At 66.6% G+C, this 20,121-nt stretch carries 16 protein-coding genes; 6 read left to right on the forward strand and 10 right to left on the reverse strand.

Annotated features, from left to right (window positions below; genetic code table 11):
- Positions 1 to 59 precede the first annotated feature (59 nt).
- On the reverse strand, positions 60 to 671 hold the full coding sequence (locus ACSDHM_RS12000) for a superoxide dismutase (RefSeq protein WP_005410310.1): 612 nt from the start codon (positions 669 to 671) through the stop codon (positions 60 to 62).
- Between the two features lie 219 nt (positions 672 to 890).
- Here ACSDHM_RS12000 and ACSDHM_RS12005 point away from each other — a divergent pair, with 219 nt between their 5' ends.
- Positions 891 to 1,343, forward strand: coding sequence for a ribonuclease domain-containing protein (locus ACSDHM_RS12005; RefSeq protein ID WP_061478000.1), 453 nt, complete (start codon positions 891 to 893; stop codon positions 1,341 to 1,343).
- A complete protein-coding gene (locus tag ACSDHM_RS12010; protein ID WP_072168363.1) occupies positions 1,343 to 1,756 on the forward strand; it encodes a barstar family protein in 414 nt (137 codons plus the stop codon). Before ACSDHM_RS12005 ends, ACSDHM_RS12010 begins: the two co-directional genes overlap by 1 nt.
- A 131-nt stretch (positions 1,757 to 1,887) precedes the next feature.
- Here ACSDHM_RS12010 and ACSDHM_RS12015 read toward each other — a convergent pair whose 3' ends face one another.
- A complete protein-coding gene (locus ACSDHM_RS12015) occupies positions 1,888 to 3,645 on the reverse strand; it encodes a hypothetical protein (RefSeq protein WP_439426296.1) in 1,758 nt (585 codons plus the stop codon).
- Positions 3,646 to 3,655: 10 nt separating this feature from the next.
- A complete protein-coding gene (locus ACSDHM_RS12020; protein WP_049417239.1) occupies positions 3,656 to 4,255 on the reverse strand; it encodes an NfuA family Fe-S biogenesis protein in 600 nt (199 codons plus the stop codon).
- A gap of 90 nt (positions 4,256 to 4,345) precedes the next feature.
- On the opposite strand from ACSDHM_RS12020, the gene ACSDHM_RS12025 reads away from it, so the two are divergent.
- The 3 genes from ACSDHM_RS12025 to zupT all read left to right on the forward strand — a co-directional run bounded on the left by ACSDHM_RS12025 (position 4,346) and on the right by zupT (position 6,017).
- The gene (locus ACSDHM_RS12025) at positions 4,346 to 4,696 is read left to right on the forward strand and encodes a 4a-hydroxytetrahydrobiopterin dehydratase (RefSeq protein ID WP_021203009.1); all 351 of its coding nucleotides are present in this window, start codon (positions 4,346 to 4,348) and stop codon (positions 4,694 to 4,696) included.
- Positions 4,693 to 5,109: an energy transducer TonB gene (locus ACSDHM_RS12030; protein WP_111200747.1), complete on the forward strand. Its 417-nt coding sequence runs from the start codon at positions 4,693 to 4,695 to the stop codon at positions 5,107 to 5,109. The genes ACSDHM_RS12025 and ACSDHM_RS12030 overlap by 4 nt, the downstream gene beginning before the upstream one ends.
- 98 nt (positions 5,110 to 5,207) lie before the next feature.
- Positions 5,208 to 6,017, forward strand: coding sequence for a zinc transporter ZupT (gene zupT / locus ACSDHM_RS12035; protein ID WP_072168365.1), 810 nt, complete (start codon positions 5,208 to 5,210; stop codon positions 6,015 to 6,017).
- A gap of 347 nt (positions 6,018 to 6,364) precedes the next feature.
- Here zupT and ACSDHM_RS12040 read toward each other — a convergent pair whose 3' ends face one another.
- Positions 6,365 to 7,339, reverse strand: coding sequence for an RluA family pseudouridine synthase (locus ACSDHM_RS12040; protein WP_049397926.1), 975 nt, complete (start codon positions 7,337 to 7,339; stop codon positions 6,365 to 6,367).
- A gap of 407 nt (positions 7,340 to 7,746) precedes the next feature.
- Here ACSDHM_RS12040 and rne point away from each other — a divergent pair, with 407 nt between their 5' ends.
- Positions 7,747 to 10,995, forward strand: a complete 3,249-nt coding sequence (gene rne, locus ACSDHM_RS12045; RefSeq protein WP_439426297.1) for a ribonuclease E — start codon at positions 7,747 to 7,749, stop codon at positions 10,993 to 10,995.
- A gap of 167 nt (positions 10,996 to 11,162) precedes the next feature.
- On the opposite strand, the gene ACSDHM_RS12050 is transcribed toward rne, so the two are convergent.
- The 6 genes from ACSDHM_RS12050 to ACSDHM_RS12075 are packed head-to-tail and all read right to left on the reverse strand — an operon-like array spanning position 11,163 to position 19,874.
- On the reverse strand, positions 11,163 to 12,047 hold the full coding sequence (locus tag ACSDHM_RS12050) for an endonuclease/exonuclease/phosphatase family protein (RefSeq protein WP_032954315.1): 885 nt from the start codon (positions 12,045 to 12,047) through the stop codon (positions 11,163 to 11,165).
- A gap of 2 nt (positions 12,048 to 12,049) precedes the next feature.
- Positions 12,050 to 15,217 (reverse strand): discoidin domain-containing protein, encoded by a 3,168-nt coding sequence (locus ACSDHM_RS12055; protein ID WP_423172943.1) that lies wholly within the window; start codon positions 15,215 to 15,217, stop codon positions 12,050 to 12,052.
- On the reverse strand, positions 15,214 to 16,050 hold the full coding sequence (locus ACSDHM_RS12060; RefSeq protein WP_439426298.1) for a carbohydrate ABC transporter permease: 837 nt from the start codon (positions 16,048 to 16,050) through the stop codon (positions 15,214 to 15,216). Before ACSDHM_RS12060 ends, ACSDHM_RS12055 begins: the two co-directional genes overlap by 4 nt.
- Entirely contained in the window at positions 16,047 to 16,928 is an 882-nt protein-coding gene (locus tag ACSDHM_RS12065) for a carbohydrate ABC transporter permease (protein ID WP_005410323.1), read from the reverse strand. The genes ACSDHM_RS12060 and ACSDHM_RS12065 overlap by 4 nt, the downstream gene beginning before the upstream one ends.
- On the reverse strand, positions 16,925 to 18,265 hold the full coding sequence (locus ACSDHM_RS12070) for a sugar ABC transporter substrate-binding protein (protein ID WP_439426299.1): 1,341 nt from the start codon (positions 18,263 to 18,265) through the stop codon (positions 16,925 to 16,927). Before ACSDHM_RS12070 ends, ACSDHM_RS12065 begins: the two co-directional genes overlap by 4 nt.
- Before the next feature lie 4 nt (positions 18,266 to 18,269).
- A complete protein-coding gene (locus ACSDHM_RS12075; RefSeq protein WP_061478010.1) occupies positions 18,270 to 19,874 on the reverse strand; it encodes a glucoamylase family protein in 1,605 nt (534 codons plus the stop codon).
- Between the last annotated feature and the right edge of the window lie 247 nt (positions 19,875 to 20,121).

Consider the following 20,121-nt stretch of genomic DNA (forward strand, 5'->3'; position numbering starts at 1 on the left):
TCCTGCAACAGAAAAGGCCGGGGTCTCCCCCGGCCTTTCCACTCATCCCGTCGCCGCGATCAGGCGATCGCTTCCTGGTAACGGCGCTCGACTTCATTCCAGTCGATGACGTTGAAGAACGCGCCGATGTATTCCGGGCGGCGGTTCTGGTACTTCAGGTAGTACGCGTGTTCCCACACGTCCAGGCCGAGGATGGGAGTGTTGCCTTCCATCAGCGGGCTGTCCTGGTTGCCGGTGCTCTCGACCACCACCTTCTTGTCCGGGGTCACGCTCAGCCACGCCCAGCCGCTGCCGAAACGGGTCAGCGCCGCCTTGGTGAAGGCGTCCTTGAACTTGTCGAAACCGCCCAGGTCCTTGTCGATGGCCTTGGCCACGTCACCCACCGGGTTGCCACCTGCGTTCGGGGCCATCACGGTCCAGAACAGCGAGTGGTTGGCATGGCCACCACCGTTGTTGCGCACCGGACCCTGCAGGTTCTCCGGCAACGACTTGAGCTTCTTCACCAGCTCTTCGACCGGCAGGTCAGCGTATTCGGTGCCTTCCAGCGCCGCGTTGACGTTGTTGATGTAGGTCTGGTGATGCTTGGTGTGATGGATTTCCATCGTCGCCGCATCGATATGCGGCTCCAGCGCGTCGTAGGCGTAGGACAGCTTGGGCAGGGTGTAGGCCATGATGAATCTCCTGATTGCGAGGGCACCCGACGATGTCGGGCGGTGCGCCGTGAATGATGGGGACAGACCCGCAGATTACCAAGGGGGATGTAAAGGAAATTGCGTCCTGCCAGTGAGCACGACGGCAATTGTTACGCAGCAGTGACGCGGCACCCTCCTCATGCGCCATGCAGCGCGCAGGCGCTACAGTGCGTGCACCACCCTCGCCCGCCCCTGCCCATGCGCAACCCCCGGCTGCTGATCACCGCCATCGCCCTGCTGCTGCTCGGCCTGGTCGCCAACCATTTCCTGCAGCGGCCGCCGGCGCCACAGTTCGCACCGGACCTGCAGGGAACACCGACCGCACGGGCCCCTGCCACGGCAACGCCCGGACGGGACAACGGCCTGCCCGCGTTCCTGCCCACCGAAGCACGCCAGACCATTGCCCTGATCCAGCGAGGCGGTCCATTCCCGCACCGCCAGGACGGCACTACCTTCGGCAACCGCGAGCAGCAGCTGCCACAACGTCCGCGTGGCTACTACCGCGAGTACACCGTCGACACTCCCGGTGCACGCACGCGTGGCACGCGCCGCATCGTCACCGGCGGCGATCCGCCGGAGGCGTGGTACTACACCGACGACCACTACGAATCGTTCCGCAGCTTCACCGTACCGGCCCAGGGAGCGCAGTGATGAGCCACGATGATTTCGGCCTCGGCCTGCATGACATCAACAATGCCGGCGTCTATGCCATCGACAGCGATGACATCGGCGCACTGGCCGCAGCAATGCGCGATGCCAGCCTCAAGGTGATCCGCATCGATCTGGAAGGCGTGACGGACAAGCGCACCCTGCTCGCCCGGCTCGCCGCGCAACTGGATTTCCCGGCCGGTTTCGGCGGCAACTGGGATGCACTGTCGGACAACCTGCGTGATCTGCAATGGCTGCCGGCCAACGGCTACGCGCTGTTCCTGTGCGATGTGGACGCGCTGCGCGCCGCCGCACAGAAGGACTTCGACACCCTGCTGGACGTGATGGATGAAGCCAGCCGCGATTGGGTCGGTCGCGATGTGCCGTTCTGGGTGTTCCTGTCGCAGAGCGCGTAAGGGCAACGCCCTGATAGAGGCTGACCTTGGTCGGCATGGGCGTGCCCCCCATGGATCATCCACGCATGGCGTGGATCTACCCGGCGCAGCTGGATGCACAGTAGATCCACGCCATGCGTGGATGCGCCGTCCTAGCGGCTCCCGTTGTCTTCCTGCAGTTCCTTCTTGAACGGGATGTCCGGCGGCGGCCGTGCCACGGCCGGCTGGTCCTGCATGTTGGGGTTGGTCAGGCCACAGCCACCGCCGGCCTGCAGGATCGAAATGACGCAGGAAATCCTCGTGTTGGTGCCCGGCAGCGGAATCTCCATCGCCTTGACGCCCTTGCGCACCCATTCGGCCAGCAGCGATTCCTGCGGCACCCAGTACTTGTCGAACGAGGTCGGCGTGTAGTCGTAGGGCGGGCGCTTCAGCCAGGTGCCCGATTGCGCGATGCGCTCCTTGCTCCAGCCGTCGTTGGCGCCACCGGGCGCACCGCGCTCGGCGTGGCCATCGCCGTCCTGGCCCGGCACGCGCACGCTGCCATCGGCATTGAACAGGCCATTGCCCTTGCCGGCAGTGCTGGCCTGGCGGGCGCCACTGCTGGCACCGTTACGGTTACGGCTGGATGAACCCCAGTCGTCGCCCTTGGCAGGCGTGGCCCAGTTGCCTGGATTGGGCGCCGGGCGCGCTCCGGCGTTTGCCGTGCTGCTGGAGGCCGACGGACGCGTGCTGCTGCTCGTCTGCGCCGCGCTGCCTTGCGCCGCAGCCGCAGGCGTCACGGAGGCACTGCCACTGGAGGATGCCGGTGCCGCCGCCGGTGCCGGGGCCACTTCACGCTCCCGCACCTGTACATCATGGCCGGTGGGCGCGCGTACGGCGGGCTCACGCCCGGCCACCGCCGCCATCCGCACCTGCGGATCGGCCACGGCCTGCACTTCACGTTCACGCACCTGCACGTCCTGCTGTGGCACGCGCACCTGCATTTCAGGGCTGCGCAGCGGTTTGGGTGCGACGGGCGCTTCGACGATGCTGACTTCGCGTTCGCGCACCTGGATGTCACGCACCTGCGGCGTGCGCACGGCCAGTTCCGGGCTGCGCATCTGGCTTGGCGTCGGCGGCGCCTGCACCGGCTGCACGCTGCGCTCGCGCACAACGGGCGTGCTGTCACGCGGTACGACGCTGACTTCGGTTCGAGGCACGCTGACCGGCGGCACCACGAAATCCGTGCTGGCCTGCGCCACCTCGGTGGCCTGGACCGGTGAAGGCGGCGGCGCGGCAACCGGCGCCGGCTCGGCTTCGGCAGGCGGCGGAGGAACACTGGCGGTCGGCGCGGATGCAGGGGAAGATGCGGCGGCTTCGGCAGCCGCCGGGTGCGGGGCAGGAGCTGTGGCGGCACCCGTCTGCTGCCCCGTCGCAACCCGACCTGCCGCAGCGGCCGCAGCGACTTCGGCGCTTGGCTGATCGCCCCCGCCTTCCTGGGTCGCGCGGCCGACGAACTCCACCTGCACGCGCTCACCCTCGGCACCCTCTTCGTCTGGCGCAGTGGTGCGGATCACCGCCACCCACAGCAGCAGCATGAAGAACAGCAGGTGCAGCAACGCGCTGATCAGTGCCGAGGTCCAGCGCATCCAGCGCTGGTCGCGCGGCGCAGCGTCCCAGTCCTGCCAGAACAGACGGCGCAACGCTTGCCACAGCGACAGCTGCGGCGATTGGCCTGGCCGGCCGGGCAGCGGACGCGGCAGCAACACCGCAATTACTTCGCCGGCATGCAACGGCCGCGGCAGCGGCCCCAGCGAGCGCAGCCACAACGCCCAGCCATAAGGCAGGCGCGTGGTCTTCTCAAGGACGGCGCGGGGCTGCTGGCGGGCCAGCAGCAGATCGATGAGTTGCTCGGCCCGGGTCAGAGGCACGCGTCAGCGATCAGGCGACGTTGTCGCGCGGGATGTACGGCGCGTGGCCGCTGTCGTGGTCGGTCGCGTCGCGCACGGCGGTCACGCCCGGCACGCGGCCCATCAGGGTCTTTTCGATGCCCTGCTTGAGCGTCACGTCGGCCATGCCGCAGCCCTGGCAGCCACCACCGAAGCGCAGCAGCACCACGCCGTCGGCCGAGACTTCCTGCACGGCCACCTTGCCGCCATGCGAGGCCAGCTGCGGATTGACTTCGTTCTCCACCACCCAGTGCACGCGCTCGACCAGCGAGGCCGCATCACCGGGCGCTTCACCCTTGATGCGCGGCGCCTTGATGGTCAACTGCTGGGCACCGGCGGTGCCGGCGACGATGTCGATCTCTGCGCCGTCGAGCCAGCCAACGCTGCCGGCATCGACATAGAGGGTGAAGCCATCGCAGTCCACCGCCCACTCGTCGCCCAGCAGGTCGGTGGGTTCGGCGAATTCCAGCCGGGCGTCGGCGCGCGGGGTACCGGGGTCGACCGCGCTCAGGCGCACGCCCATGCCAGGCACGCCCTCGCGTTCGATCAGCTTGCGGAAATGGGTCTGGGCAGTGTCGGAGATCTGGATCATCAGGCTATTCTAGCCAAGTAAGCGTCAGCCGCTCATTCGGTTTATACACCGTCCGGCGCATTGTTCAGTCAACACGAGGTGGAGATTCCCATGGCCGACCTGATTCCACTGGCCCAGGCCCGTTGCGTGCCACGCAAAGGCAGCGACCACAAGCTCGGCGAAGCCCGCCTGGCCGAACTGCTGCCGCAGGTTCCCGGCTGGGAGCTGAGCGAGGGCGGGCAGGCCCTGACGCGCACTTTCCGCTTCAAGGATTACTACGCCACCATGGCCTTCGTGAACGCGCTGGCCTGGATTGCCCATCGCGAGGACCACCACCCGGACCTGGGCGTGCACTACGACCGCGCGGTCGTGCGCTTTTCCACCCATGACGTGGGCGGTCTGAGCGAGAACGACTTCATCTGCGCGGCAAAGACTTCGGCCCTGACGGAGCAACTGCCATGAACGTACGCTTGCTGAACCTGTCCCTGATCGCTGCGACCGGCCTGGCCGGCTGCGGCTCGTCCGAACCGCCGGCACCACCGCCGCCACCGCCGACCGAAGTCGCAGCAGTGAAGACGCCGCCGCCGCAGTACCCGCTTGAACTGGCCTGCATGGGCGTGGGCGGCACCAGTACGTTCAAGGTGACCATCGGCACCGACGGCAAGCCGAGCGAGGTCGCCCTGCTGACTGGCGCGGGCAACCCGCAGCTGGACGAACTGGCCAAAACCGCCGTGCAGGGCTGGCAGTTCAAGGCCGCGACACGCAATGGCCAGCCGGTGCCGGCCACCATCCAGGTGCCGGTCAGCTTCAACCCGCCGCAGCCGAAGCCGGACCAGTGCTTCGCCATTGAAGAGCGCCTGCGCCGCGGCGGCTGATCGCACGCAACCCGACGAGGCCAGCCGGCGCCCGCCTCGCCCTCGCCGCCCCGGTCCTGTCCGGGGCGGTTGTCTGTTGACCAGGACTGCGTCGGTAGATGCTGCAGATTCCCCCCGAAAACATCTGGATTGCGCTGGCGGTCACCCTCGCGGCCGGCCTCGCCACTGCGATCGGCAGCCTGCTGGTGCTGTTCTCGCGCCGCCCCAACCCGCGCCTGCTGGCCTTCGGCCTGGCCTTCGCCGGCGGCGCGATGGTCTATGTGTCGCTGTCGGAAATCCTCAACAAGTCCATTGCTTCGTTCGCACTGGCCCATGGCGAGCGCACCGGTTTCACCTACGGCACCCTCGCGTTCCTGCTGGGCGTGATCGTGATCGTGATGATCGACCACTTCATTCCCAACCCGCATGACAGCCTGGACAAGCAGGATCCCGCGTTCCGCGAGAACAGCCGCGAGTACCTGAAGCGGGTGGCGCTGCTGACTTCCGTCGCGATCACCGCGCACAATTTCCCGGAAGGGCTGGCGACCTTCTTCGCCACGCTGGAAAGCCCGTCGGTGGGCATGCCACTGGCCTTTGCGATTGCCATCCACAACATCCCCGAGGGCATCGCGATCGCGGTGCCGGTGTACTTCGCCACCCAGAACAAGGCCTATGCATTCAGCGCCAGCCTGCTGTCGGGCCTGGCCGAGCCGGTGGGCGCGGCGCTCGGCTACTGGTTGCTGTCCGGGTCGCTGTCGCACGCCACCTTCGGCTGGGTGTTCGGGCTGATTGCCGGCGTGATGGTGTTCCTGGCACTGGACGAGCTGCTGCCGGCCGCCAAGCGCTATGCGAAGGGCCACGAGACCGTTTATGGGCTGGTGGCCGGCATGGGCACGCTGGCGATCAGCCTGGTGCTGTTCAAATGGTGAGGGGTTTGCGGCCGACGGGCTGAGCCCCTTCGCGGCTGGTACGTCCCACAGTATCGAGAGGTCACGGGCGGGTATGGGCCTACGCTGCGGATGTCCGGGTCCGCCTTGTAGCGAGCCGAGCACCGCAGGTCCGGCGAGGGCGAAGAGGCGCGGGTGTCTGAGCGCAGCGAGTTCCGCGCCGTCCCTCGGCGGACCGAGGAGCGCAGGGCACCGGCGCGCGGCGCCGGCTCGCGGATGGCGGCGTGTTTCTTTGGTTACTTTCTTTGCACGAGCAAAGAAAGTGACAAGCCCACTCTCCGCAGGGAAGCGACGGCGCCGACCGAGCACCCGGCGCCGCCGAACCGCCGTCAGCGCAGACGGTCCAGCGCCTCGACCAGCTCATCCGCCAGCGGCGCGTTCAGCACATACGGGCTCTTGCCGTCGTCCAGTGCAAACTCCAGCGAGGCCGCGTGCAGGAACAGGCGCTTCAGCCCGATCTGCTCACGAAGCCGCTTGTTGACCGCAGGATCGCCGTATTTGTCGTCACCGGCCACCGGATGGCCCAGATGCTGGGCATGCACGCGGATCTGATGGGTGCGGCCGGTTTCGATGCGCACCTCGCAGTACGACTGGCCGCCGCGGCGCTCCAGCACCCGGAAGTGACTGATCGATTCCTTGCCGATCGCATTGACCTGTACATGGCGCTCGCCACCCTGGCGCAGGCCCACGTGCAGCGGCGCGTCGACGGTCATCACGCCGTCCGGCATGCGGCCGGCCAGCAGGGTCAGGTAGCGCTTGCGGATGCCGGCGCCGTGGTCTTCACGCAACAGCGCCTGCAGTTCGCTCAGCGCCGAACGCTTCTTGGCCACGATCAGCAGGCCCGAGGTGTCGCGATCCAGCCGATGGACCAGCTCCAGTGTCTGTCCCGGGCGCAACGCGCGCAGAGTCTCGATGGCACCGAAGCTGATGCCGCTGCCGCCATGGCTGGCCACGCCGGAGGGCTTGTTCAGGGCCAGCAGCCGGGCGTCCTCGAAGACGATGGCCTGCTCCAGGCGCCGCATGAACGCCTCTGGCGGGCCGGCCTTGTCTCCTTCCTCACTGAGACGGACCGGCGGCACACGCACCTCATCGCCCGCCTCCAGCTTGCGCTCGGCCTTGGCGCGGCCGCCGTTCACCCGAACCTGCCCGCTGCGCACCAGCTTGTACACCAGGCTGCGCGGGGCTCCCTTCAGCTGGCCGAGCAGGAAGTTGTCCAGACGCTGGCCGGCGCGGTCGGCGGGAACGGTGATCATGCGCACGGAAGGCTTGTCGCCAGCGGGTTTGGTCGGGTCTTGGGCGGTCATCAGGCTGTTTATTCTGTTACACTCGGGGGGCGAGATAAGGGATTGATTTCGTTGGAAGTTACTCAGGGCCAGAAGCCCAGCTTCCGACGAATCCGGCACAGTGCGCGACCACCGCCCGCGGGGCGGCCATGTTAGCGGCTCACCGGCCTTCCCGGCCATCGCCGGATGCCTGACACGCAACCGTGCTGAACATGTCCCGCGTGGCGCTCCAGCCTGGCTGACAGCTGCCTGCGGCCCTGCAACACCCAAAACCCATAAGAGTGAAGCGCTCCCGCGGCCTGCCGTGGTGTCGTAGCGCTGGAAACCCAAGCCGCCCTCCCCGCGCTTGCGCGAATGGGCGGCGAGCCGTGTCCAGAGGCGAAACCCCATGGCGTTCCGCGCGGTAGCCGCTTGCGAGGAACGCAACAATGAAGCGAATGCTGATCAACGCCACGCAGGCTGAAGAGCTGCGTGTTGCCATCGTGGATGGCCAGTCGTTGTATGACATCGACATCGAACAGCCGTCGAAGGAACAGAAGAAGTCCAACATCTACAAGGGCCGGATCTTCCGCATCGAGCCCTCGCTGGAAGCCGCCTTCGTCGAGTACGGCGGTGGCCGCCATGGCTTCCTGCCGCTGAAGGAAATCTCCCGTGACTACTTCCAGGCCGGTGTCGACCACAACAAGGCCGGCATCCGCGAGCTGCTGAAGGAAGGTCAGGAGATCGTTGTCCAGGTCGACAAGGAAGAGCGTGGCAACAAGGGCGCCGCCCTGACCACGTTCATCTCGCTGGCCGGCCGCTACATGGTGCTGATGCCGAACTCGCCCAGCGCCGGCGGCGTGTCCCGCCGCATCGAGGGCGAAGACCGTGCCGCGCTGAAGGAGGCCCTGGACAAGCTGAACATTCCCGACGACATGGGAGTGATCATCCGTACCGCCGGCGTCGGTCGCGATGCGGAAGAGCTGCAGTGGGACCTGGACTACCTGCTCAACGTCTGGCGCGCCATCGCCGAAGCCGCACTGAGCAAGCCGGCCCCGTTCCTGATCTACCAGGAATCGCGCCTGATCGTGCGCGCCCTGCGTGACTACCTGCGCGCCGACATCGGCGAGATCCTGGTGGACACCGAGGAGATGTACGAGCACGCCCGCGAGTTCATGCAGCAGGTGATGCCGCAGACCCTGCGCAAGCTCAAGCACTACAAGGACGACATCCCGCTGTTCAACCGCTTCCAGATCGAGTCGCAGATCGAAGGTGCCTACGAGCGCAACGTGCGCCTGCCGTCGGGTGGCTCGATCGTGGTCGACCAGACCGAAGCACTGACCGCAGTCGACGTGAACTCCTCGCGCGCCACCAAGGGCAGCGACATCGAGGACACCGCGTTCCAGACCAACCTGGAAGCGGCCGAGGAAGTGGCCCGCCAGCTGCGCCTGCGCGACCTGGGCGGCCTGGTGGTGATCGACTTCATCGACATGGCCTCCAACAAGCACCAGCGCGAGGTCGAGAATCGCCTGGCCAACGCGCTGAAGTACGACCGTGCCCGCGTGCAGGTCGGCCGCATCTCGCGCTTCGGCCTGCTGGAAATGAGCCGCCAGCGCCTGCGCCCGAGCCTGGGCGAATCCAGCCAGATCGTCTGCCCGCGTTGCGACGGCCACGGCCGCATGCGCAGCGTCGAGTCCCTGTCGCTGTCAATCATCCGCGTCGCCGAAGAGCACGCGATGAAGGAGAACACCGGGCAGGTGCTGGTCCAGGCGCCAGTGGAGATCGCCAACTACCTGTTGAACGAGAAGCGCAGCGCCCTGCGCGAGATCGAGCAGCGCCACGAAGCGCCGATCGTGATCGTCGCCGACGAGCAGCTGCACACCCCGCACTATGCGGTCACCCGCCTGCGTGAGAACGAGCTCGGTGAAGAGAGCAGCAAGCCCAGCTACCAGCGCGGCACCCCGCGCAAGCTGCCGGTGCACGCCCTGACCAAGGGCCAGCTGAACATCCCGCCGCCGGCGGTGACCCAGGTCAAGCACACCTCTCCCGCCCCGGTGCGCGAGGAAGCGGCTCCGGCTGCAGCCGCTCCGGCTCCGGTCGTGGCAGCGCCCGTGGCGCCGGCTTCGAGCGGCGGCGTGATCGGTTGGCTCAAGCGCGTGTTCGGTGGCGAGCCGGCGCCGGCGCCGGCTCCGGCCGCCCCGGCTCCGCGCCAGCAGCAGGACGGTGGTCGCAAGGACCGCAACAAGGATCGCAACAAGGATCGCAAGGACCGTCGCGACGAAAACCGTGGCAACGGTGGCAACGGCAACGCGCAGCAGCAGAAGGATGGCGGCAACCGCAAGGACCGTGGTGAGCAGCGCAACAAGGACGGCCGCAACGGCAACAACGGCAATGCCCAGCAGCAGCCACAGCAGGGCAGGCAGAAAGAACCGCAGCAGAAGGATGGCCAGCAGCAGCAGCAGCCGCAGCAGCAGCACAAGCCGCGCAACGAGCAGCAGGGCCAGAACCAGAATCAGCCGAAGCTGAAGCAGCCCAAGCAGCCGCGCCAGCAGCAGGACGGTGACAAGCCGGCCGAGAAGCCGCAGCGCAGCGTCGCCGAAGCCCCGGTTGAAGGTGTGACCGCGGCAGCAGCTGTGGCCGCCAACGCCGTCGCCGCCAACGTGGTGACCGCGCAGGAAGCCACTACACCGGTCGCCCCGGTTGCCCCGGTGGCCGCCGCTCCGGTGGACGCAGTGCCGGTCGAGACCGCTGCCGGCGAGGCCGAAGTGGTTGCGGTTGCCGGTGAAGAGACTGCAGCCGACGCCCATGGCGAGCAGGCTGGCGAAGGTGCAACCCGCCGCCGTCGCGGCCGTCGTGGCGGCCGTCGTCGTCGTCGCGGTGGCGCCGAGAACGCTGCCGGTGGTGACGGCCTGGGCGATGACCAGGACGAGGGTGACGAGGGTGATGACGCCGAGGGCGTCGAGCCGAACGTCGACAGTGCCGCCCCGGCCACTCCGGTCGCCGCCGCACAGCCGACCCGTGCGCAGCCGGAATTCGATTTCGATGACGAAGCCGAACCGGTTGCTGTCGAAGCCGAGAAGCCGGTCCGTACTGCCGCCGCTGCTGTCGCCGCACCGGTGGCGGTGGTGAGCAGCGCCGTGGTCGAGACTGCCGCACCGATCACCGCCGAAGTGCCGGCGGCGGTTGAAGCCGCGGCCAAGGCAGAGCCGGTGTCCTCGCCGGTGCAGACCAGCATGCTCGATGCCATCGACGCAGCAACCCCGGCGCAACCGGTGGCTGTTGCCGCACCGGCGGTCGAAGCAAAGCCGGTCGCGGTGGAAGCAGCCCCGGTGGCTGAAGTCACTCAGGCGATCGAAGCGAAGCCGGCGGCAGTCGAGGCTGCACCGGTGGCTGAAGCCAAGCCGGCCGCTACCGAAGCCGCTCCGGTGGCAGAAGCCAAGCCGGAGATCGTTGAGGCTGCTCCGGTGGTTGAAGCCAAGCCGGTCGTCGAGACCGCGCCGGTGGCCGAACAGCCGGTCGCTCCGGTGGCAGTTGAAGCTGCACCGGTGGAAGCTGCGGCCCCGGTCGCCGATGCAGTGGTGACACCGTCGATCGATCCGGTCGCCGATGGCCACGCCGATGCGGCAGCCCAGGCGGCCGAAGCCAAGGCCGACGAAGAAGACGAAGAAGGCGCCAAGCGCACGCCGCCGGCGAACTGATCGCGCTTTGATCGCGTGAAAGAACGGCGGGGATCGATGATCCCCGCCGTTTCTGTTTGTGCGCCGGGCGCGTGCAGCGCTCTGGTAGAGGCCAACCCTGGTCGGCGCCGTTGTTGGAGCGAACGCGGACACGTCCGTGCCAACCAAAGGTGGCACCTACCAGGACATCAGTGCGCCGGAGCGAATTGCAGGCGGGTCCACACGCCATAATGGTCCGAGGCCCAGCGACCGCTGTCATCGGGCTGGTCGAACAGGAGCTTGGCCTCACGTGCGACCATCGCGTCCTGCTGGAAGAAGATGTGGTCGATCCGCGAGGCCACCGGGTAGTAGTGCCTGTTCAGCGTACTGACCCCGGCCAGGTCGGTGTTGACGTGCACGCTGCCGTAGCTGTCACCGTAATGGCTGCGCAGCTCGCTCAGGTCACTGGCATCGACCAGCGCGTTGAAGTCGCCCGCGATCACCACCGGTGCGCCGGCTGAGGTGCTGGCGATGAAGCGCAGCAGGTCCTCGACCTGGGTGCGACGGATGCGCTGGCCATTTTCGTCGCTGCGCTCGTTGAAGTGGGTGGCATAGACGTTGACCGCCTTGCCGTCCACATTGATGCGCAGATGGGCGACCGTCCGGTAGTCGTCCAGCGGCTGTAGCAGGTGCTCACCCTGGGCGAGGATCGGCCGCCGGGTCAGCAGCGCATTGCCGTAACGTTTCGGCGCACCCACCGGATCGGTGGACACGAACACGTACTTGTAGCCGAGTTGGCTGGCCAGCCACTGCGCCTGGTTGCGCACGTTGCGGCGCTGGATCACCTCCTGCAGGGCAACCGCATCCGGCTGCAGGCGCTTGAGCTCGGCCAGGATGGTGCGGCGGCGGCTCGGCCAGTCCTCGCGGTCGTGATGCAGGTTGAAGGTCACCATGCTCATGCCTGGTGCGCTGGCGATGTCAGCCGCTGTCGCGGCGGTTGGCACGGCTGCCATCACGGCACCCGGCAATGCCAATGCAATGGCCAGTCCCAGGGCACGCACGGCCGTGCGCACCCTTCCCCCCTGCTGCTTCATCGTTACTGCCCCTTGCGCTCGGCGCGGCGCACCGCGCCCGGTACATCGATCTCGACCCGCGCCGGCAGCTGGTGCACGTGTAATTCCCTGTCGGTCCATTCGGCCGCTTCGCCGTTGATGGTCGCCTCGCCCGGATCACCGGCGTACGGCCACGGCAAGACCACGCCACCGACCGGTGGCACCAGGCCCGGCTGCACCTCCAGCACCAGCTGCTTGTCGCTGCGCTGCAGGCGGTAGTTGAGCTGGCCCTGCGGCGTGCGCAGGCCCTGCACAGCGATGCCGTCGCCCTGCAGCCAGGCGGTCGGAATGCCGGCGGCCAACACCAGCGCATCGTCCATGTCACGGCTGTAGGCGAACATGTCCAGGGCCGAGCGCACGAAGTCCGAGGCGACCCAGGCATGCGGCAGGTCACCGACGAAGAACGGCTTGCGCGGCGTGCGCGAGACGACTTCGGCCCACTGGTTCCAGGCCTGCGGCGCACGGTCCTTGAAGAAGAACTCAGTCGCCTGCCAGGCGCGATCGCGCCAGCCAAGGCGGACGAAGGCGGCCACGTTGCGCCACTCGTAGGGCGTGTAGTCCTTCCACTCGCGCTTGCCGTCCCGACGGGCCACGAATTCCTTCCAGTAGCGCTCGAAAGTGGCATCGAGCGCCTGCTGCGGAAGGCGCCCCTGTTCACCGCCCGGAGCCAGCGCGATGGTGGTCGAGGTCGCATCGAAATCGCCCAGCTCGGCCGAGCCCGGCAGGTAATCGATGTTGTGCTGCTGCATCGCCGACAGCAGCGAGGCCTGCAGGTCATCACGGAACTGGTCACGCGATTCGGCAATCTGCATGGCTTCGACCTTGCCCAGCTGGGCCGCCAGCGATGCCGCATCCTTGTAGCCGCGCAAGGCCCAGAAATTGTCCCAGTACGAATGCATCGGCTTGGCCGAATAGCCTTCGTGGCTGATCGAGGCCGGCATCATCCCGTAGAACGCCGGATTGCGCGCCCGATTCTCGTCCGTGCGCTCGCTGGCGCGAAGCTGCTCCATGTAGTTGTAGGCGCCCTGCACATGCGGCCACATCAGTTCGGCGAAGGTGCTGTCACCGGTATAGCGCCCATACTCGGCAATGCTGTAGATCAGCTCGCCATGGCTGTCGTTCTCGGGCACCGGATCGCTGCCACGTGCATCGACACAGCACGGCACCTTGCCATTCTCGAACTGATAAGGCGCATACCAGTTGATGTAATCACGCACCGCATCACTGCGCCCCATGCGCAGAAGGCCCTCTGAAATCATCGCGCCATCGCGGATCCAGCTGCGCGCGTACGAGCGCGTGCCCGGCTGCAGGCGCGGGCCGACCCGCGAGATCAGCATGTGCGCCACGGCGGTGCGCAGGGTATCGACCAGTGCCTGGCCCGCAGCCGGTACCTGCAACGAGACCACCCCCAGCTTCTGCCGCCACTGCTCTGCGACCTGTGCCTGCGCCTTGGCCACATCCAGCGCCTGCGGCGCCCAGCCTCCGGTCTGTGGCAACACCACCGCCACTTCTCGGCTCTGGCCAGGCTCCAGCTTGATCGTATACAGCAGCGCACCGGACGCCATGCCGGTGCTGTCCTTCACCGCCGTGCTGGCCGGGTATTTCCCGGAGGCCAGATGCATCGCGTCGAGCTTGCCATCGAACGTGCTGGCAAAGCGCGCATCCGGCACCTGCAACGGATAGATGCGCGGCTCACCGTTGATGCGCACCAGCTGTTCGCCCACATCCAGCGCATCGATGCGACTGAAGCCGCCGACGGTATTGAGGAACTGGGTCGGCGGGTTCACCTGCCACGGCCGGATCGCCAGCGCCAGGGTGTACTCGTGCGCCACCTTGTCCGGATTGCTCAACCGGTAGCGGCCGATCAGCTGCGCGCGCTCCGGCGTGCCCTGCACGAAGCTGGTTACCGCCAGGCCGGCCTTCTCATGCACCCAGTCGACATTGGCGATGGGCAGGTAGCGATCCTGCAGCGACTGGGTGATGGCCACCGTCGACCAGTCCAGCAACTTGCCGTCCACGCGGATGAACGGCTCGATGCTGAAACTGCCCTTGGCCGGTTCCAGCGCACCGTCCTCGCTGATCAGTGCCTGCTCCTGGCCGCCATCGAGGCCGAGCAGGGTCCAGTACGGCTGTTCGCCCACATATGCACGCGGCAGCGAGCCGCGCGGCAGGTCGGCCGCCACCGAGGACAGGAATGCGTTCGGCGTGGCCGCGAACGCCAGCGGCTTGAGCGTGATGTCACGGATGCCATAGCGCCAGTTCGGGCCATCGTGCAGATCGAAGCGCACGTAGCGCGCGTCGGTATCCGGCAGCGCCAGCCAGTCGCGGCCGCCCGCACCGCCGGTCACCTCGCGCACGGTGCGCCAGTCCCGGCCATCCTCGGACGTCCGCACGGTGTAGCGATTGGCTTCCAGGTTCGGCAGCCAGTCAATCACCGCGCCGCCGATCTCGCGGCTCTTGTGCAGGTCCAGGCTGATGGTCTGCTGCTTGACCCCGCCACTGATCCAGAACGTATCGCTCTTTCCGTCGATCATCCGGTCCTGCAGCGCGGTGGCGGTGTCGGCGATCACCGATGGCACCAGCGCCGAATCATCCTGCGGCGGCAGGCCCTGCAGGGTCAGCTTGTCGAAGCACACCGTGCCGCGGCCGCCGACCTTGCTGTAGATCGTGAACTCGACCGCAGCGCTGCGCGCCATCTCCTTATCCGGCGATGGCCCCCATGCCTTGTCGATCTGGCGACGGCGGTATTCGACCGGCGTCCACGCCTTGGGGAAGCTGTAGCCCGGACGGTTGACCCACCAGACATTATCGCCGCTGGCATCGATCAGCTTGAACTGCAGGTCGTTGCCCGGCGAATCTCCCCGCAGCTGGAAGCCGAAGCGGTAGTTGGCCGGGTACTCGATACCCAGCGCGCGGCGGATGCCGACGTAGCCCGACACCTTGTGGAAATCGTAGTCCAGGCACAGCGCGCGGCCGCCACCGGCACCGCTCACCGGACGCAGCGAACCGCTGACCTGGTCGGACAGCACCAGCTTCCAGGCGCCGATGTCGTCGAAATCGTCCAGTACCTTCGGCGCCGGCAGTGCCGGTGGTGCGGCGATCGCCAGGGAAGTCCACAACAGGCCCAGTCCAACGGCGATCGCTCGCTTCATCCCTTGACGCTCCCCAGCAACAGACCTTGGATGTAGTACCGCTGCAGCACCAGGAACAGTGCCAGCACCGGAACCACGGTGACCACCGCGCCAGCCATCATCATTTCCACGTCCATGATGTGCTCGCGCGAGAGGGTGGCCAGCGCCACCGGCAAAGTGTAGTGCTCCTGGTCGGTCAACACGATCAGCGGCCACATGAAATCGTTCCATGCCCCCATGAAGGTGAAGATCGCCAGGGTCACCAGTACCGGCTTGAGCATCGGCAGCACGATCTGGAAGAAGATGCGCAGCTCCCCCGCGCCATCGATGCGGGCCGCTTCAAGCAGCTCGTCCGGGATCGAACGCGCGTACTGGCGCACCAGGAAGATGCCGAACACGCTGGCCAGCGCTGGCACTATCACCCCGCCAAAGCTGTTGACCAGGCCCAGCTGCTTCATCAGCAGGAACAGCGGCAGCATCGCCACCTGCGCCGGGATCACCAGCGCTGCCATCAGCACCTGGAACAGGCGTTCGCGGCCAACGAAGTTGAGCTTGGCGAAGGCGTAGCCAGCCATGGTGTTGAGCAGCAGCGAACCCAGCGTGATAGCCAGCGACACCAGCAGGCTGTTGGCGAAGTTGCCCCCCATGCCGGTGCGCGCGAACAGCTCGTGGTAGTTGCGCGTGGTGATGCTCGAAGGCAGCAGTGGCGGCGGGAAATGACTGGCCTCGCCCTGCGGCATGAACGAGACCGAGAGCATCCACAGCAGCGGTGCAAGGCTGACCAGGGCCAGCACCAGCAACGCACCATTGATCATCCACGGATACCAGCGCGACTGGCCGATTTCACGACTCATACCAACTGCCTCTTGCGGCCGAAACGCAGCATCACGGTGGTCACCGCCAGGATGATCAGGAACAGCAGGAACGCCACCGCGGAGGCGCGCCCCAGGTTCCACCACTTGAAGCCTTCCTCGAACATGAAATACAGCACGCTGACGGTGCTCTGCAGCGGATCGCCGCGGGTCATGACATACGGCTCGGCGAACAGCTGGAAGTAGCCGGACACGGTGATCACCCCGACCACCAGCAGTACCGGGCCGAGCATCGGCAGGGTAATGTGCAGGAACTGCTTCCAGCGCGAAGCGCCGTCGATGCGCGCGGCTTCGTACAGGTCATGCGGGATCGCCTGCAGGCCGGCGAGGAAGATCACCATGTTGTAGCCGAAGTTCTTCCACACCGCGAACAGCATGATGGTCGGCATCGCCCAGTTGGGATCACCCAGCCAGTCGATCGGACTGATGCCCAGATGGCCCAGCCCGTAGTTCACCAGGCCATAGCTGGTATGGAACAGGTAGCGCCAGATCACCGCCACCGCCACCAGCGTGGTCACCACCGGCGCGAACAGTGCCGTACGGAACAGGGCCTTGAAGCGTGCGGCCGGTGCGTTGAGCAGCATGGCCGCGCCCAGCGACACACCAATCGACAACGGTACGCCGATCAGCACGAAGTAGGTGGTATTCCACAGCGACTTCCAGAACATCGGCGTCTGCAGCAGGTCGATGTAGTTGCCCAGGCCGACGAAGCGCAGGTTGCTGCTGTCGGCCAGTGCATAGAGGTCGAAGTCGGTCACGCTCAGTGCCAGCGCCGAGGCGACCGGCAGGCCGAAGAACACGCCCAGCACGATCAGCGAGGGGCCGGCGAAGATCCAGCCGGCCAGCGAAGTACGTTTCATTGCGCGCTCCCGGCGGCCACTGCGCTGCTCGATTGCGGCGACGGCGCGCGCTCCTGCAGGCGTTGTTGTTCATGCATCCAGCGGCGCTTGGCCAGCACCTTGTCCACGCGCTGGTCCAGTTCGGCCACGGCCTTGTCCTGCGGCAGGCCACCGCGCACCACCTTCTCGGTGACAATGCGCATTTCCTGCACGATGCGCTCCCATTCGAGCACCTTCGGCGTCGGCTTGACCCGCTCCAGCTGATCGCGGAACGCGGCGGCCAGCGGATCGTTGGCCAGCGACGGCGCGTTCCAGGCGCTGCGGCGCGGCGGCAGGTCGCCGATGATCGAATGGAAGCGCGCCTGGATCTGCGGGCGCGACAGGAATTCGATCAGCTTCCAGGACGCCTGCTTCTGCTGCGACTTGCGGAAGATCACCAGGCTGGTGCCGCCGGCGATGCCCGCGCCCGGACCGTCGGGCCCCGGCAGCGCAGCGGTGCCCCACTGTCCTTCCAGTTCCTTCGGCTGCAGTTTCTTGAACTCGCGGATGTTCCAGGGGCCGGAGATGTAGAACACGTTGAAGCCGCGGAAGAATTCATCCCAGACGTTGGAGATCTGCGTCTCGGACATCTTCGGCGCCCAGCCCTGCTCGAACATGTTGGCGTAGAAGGACAGCGTGCGGCGGAACCCCGGGCTGGCGAAATTGCCGCGGGTATCGTCGTCGCGCAGCAGCGGGTCGGGCTGCTGCAGGGCCAGCGACAGCTGCTGCTCGAACTCGTTGATCGGCATCAGCACTGCGTAGCGGTTCGGGCCCTGCATGCGCTTGATCGCCGCCATCTGCTCGTCCCACTCGGCCCAGGTACGCGGCGGGTGGTCGTAGCCGGCCTTGGCCAGCAGGTCCTTGCGATAGTAGATCAGGCGCGTATCGACGTACCACGGCACGCCGACCAGCTCACCGTGGATCACGTTGGTATCCCAGATGCCCTGGAAGTAATCTTTCGGATCGACCACAGCGGAGCGCTGCACGAACGGCTGCAGCGGGGTCAATGCATCGAGTTCGGCGAACTCCGGCACCCAGGTGTTGCCGAGCTGGCACACGTCCGGCAGGCCATCGGCGGCGAACGCGGTCAGCAGCTTTTCGTGCGCGGCGGTCCACGGGATGTTCTGCACATCCACCTTGATGCCGGGATTCTCGGCCTCGAACTCGTGGATCAGCTCGCTGACCACCTCGGCTTCGCGGCCCATCGCCCAGAAGCGCACGGTGGTGGTGCCCGGTTCGGTGCGGGCGCAGCCGGCCACGGCCAGGGCGGCCAGGGCAGGCAGCGCCCAGCGGCGCAGGCGGTCGATCCAGTTCGGCATCGGGTTACTTGCCCTGGCCTGTGGTGCGGTTGGCATTGTTCTTCTGTTCCTGCGCGGCAGCCGCGCGTGATTCGGCGATACCCACCGCGCGTGCTGCCGCGGCCTTTTCGTCCTTCTGCAGTTCCAGCGGCTGGAACGACCCTTCCGGCGCCAGCCAGCCGCCGCTGAATCCGGCCCGCTCCAGGCCCTTGCGGATGTACGGATTCTTCTTCATCACTTCCCAGACGAAGTCGTTGCGGTAGTTGGCGATCATGGTCAGGATCGGCCCCTGGTCGATGGCGATGTAGTCGCTGGCGACCCAGCCGCGATCCGGCACCAGGCGACCGGTCTTGATCGGGATGTCGTAGTTGAAGCTGGGATTGAACGAATCCAGGAAGCCGTAGCTGGAATAGATGTAGTCGCCGTAACGCTTGTGCATTTCCAGCGTCGCCGGGATCACCTGCTCGGGCGCGAACACCACCGAGGCGATCGCCGCAGTCGGGGCAATGGTGCCGTCATCGAAGTTCTCGCGCAGGCCGGCGCCGCGCGAGGAGTAGTGGCGGAACTGGCGCTGTTCGCCGCGGTACTCCTGCGTGGTGTTCTGCGGGCCATCGCTGGCGGTCAGGCCCCACACGTTCTCGCCATAGTCCTTCCACTGCATCGGGTTGGCGATGGCGTACTCGCGCTGGGCCAGCGCGGCCGAGCGGCTGTTGAGGAAATAGGTGCTGCCGCGCTCGCGCATGTACGCGTCCTGGATATCGCGGAAATCGATCCAGACGTGGCTGTACTGGTGGCCGAACAGCGGGCCGAAGGACAGGTATTCCTGGCCCTGGTAGACACCCCAGTCGTTGTCATAGGTGCGCGTCCACACTGTCCACGCGTCCGGGCTGACCGGGTGCGTGGGCGAGCCCAGGGCGAGGATGTAGACCATCATCGCCTCGTTGTAGCCCATCCAGTCGTGGTCGATGAAGCCGCTCTCCGGGAACCAGCCCATCGAGATCAGCGGTGCACGCTGCTGCAGCCACGGCCAGTCGACCTTCTTGTACAAGGTATCGGCAATCTGGCGGATTTCCTTCTCGCGCGGATCGTCACCGTCGTAGTACGACTGCGCGAACAGCACGCCCATCATCAGCAGTGCGGTATCCACGGAGGAAAGTTCGACCCAGCTGTCGTAGCGACGGCCTTCCTGCATGTCCAGGAAGTGGTAGTAGAAGCCCTTGTAGCCGGCCTTGCCGGTGCGCTGTGGGCCCATCGGCACGTCGCGGAAGAACTTCAGCGTGGTCAGGGTCCGGTCGATCGCCTGGTTGCGGCTGACCCAGCCGTTCTCGATACCGATGGGATAGGCGGTCAGCGCGAAACCCACCGACGCGATGCTGGCGAACGGCCGCGATGGATAGCGGTCCGGGGTCAGGCCATTGATCTCGTTGGTGGTGTCCCAGAAGAACTGGAAGGTGCGGCGCTCGATGTCATCGAACAGCGGCGGCAACTCCGGCTTCATCGGCCGCGGCGGTGCATCGGCCTCGATCAGGATCACCGGCGGGCGCGGCTTGGCAGGTTCCTGCTGGGCCGGCTGGCAGGCGGCCACCGCCAAGCACAGCATTGCGGCGGACAACAGATGGCGTGCCTGCATGGCGCGGTTCCTCCGGTGGTCTGATCGATGGGAAAGCATACCGTCCAATGATCTGAAATCGTTTACAAGATGCGCTCTTAAAAAACCACGAAAAACGTGGTTTGACACCGCGATCATTGCCCACGCCGCTGCCCCCTGCCCGGCAGCGGCGTGGGCAATGGACCGGCACGGGGCCGGCCATTGCCGTTCTCACACAATCGATGCCGCCGGCGGACCGGCGGCATCGGATACAGCAGCAGGCGGCGCC

Source organism: Stenotrophomonas sp. T8 (assembly GCF_051853085.1).
Lineage (GTDB): Bacteria > Pseudomonadota > Gammaproteobacteria > Xanthomonadales > Xanthomonadaceae > Stenotrophomonas > Stenotrophomonas sepilia.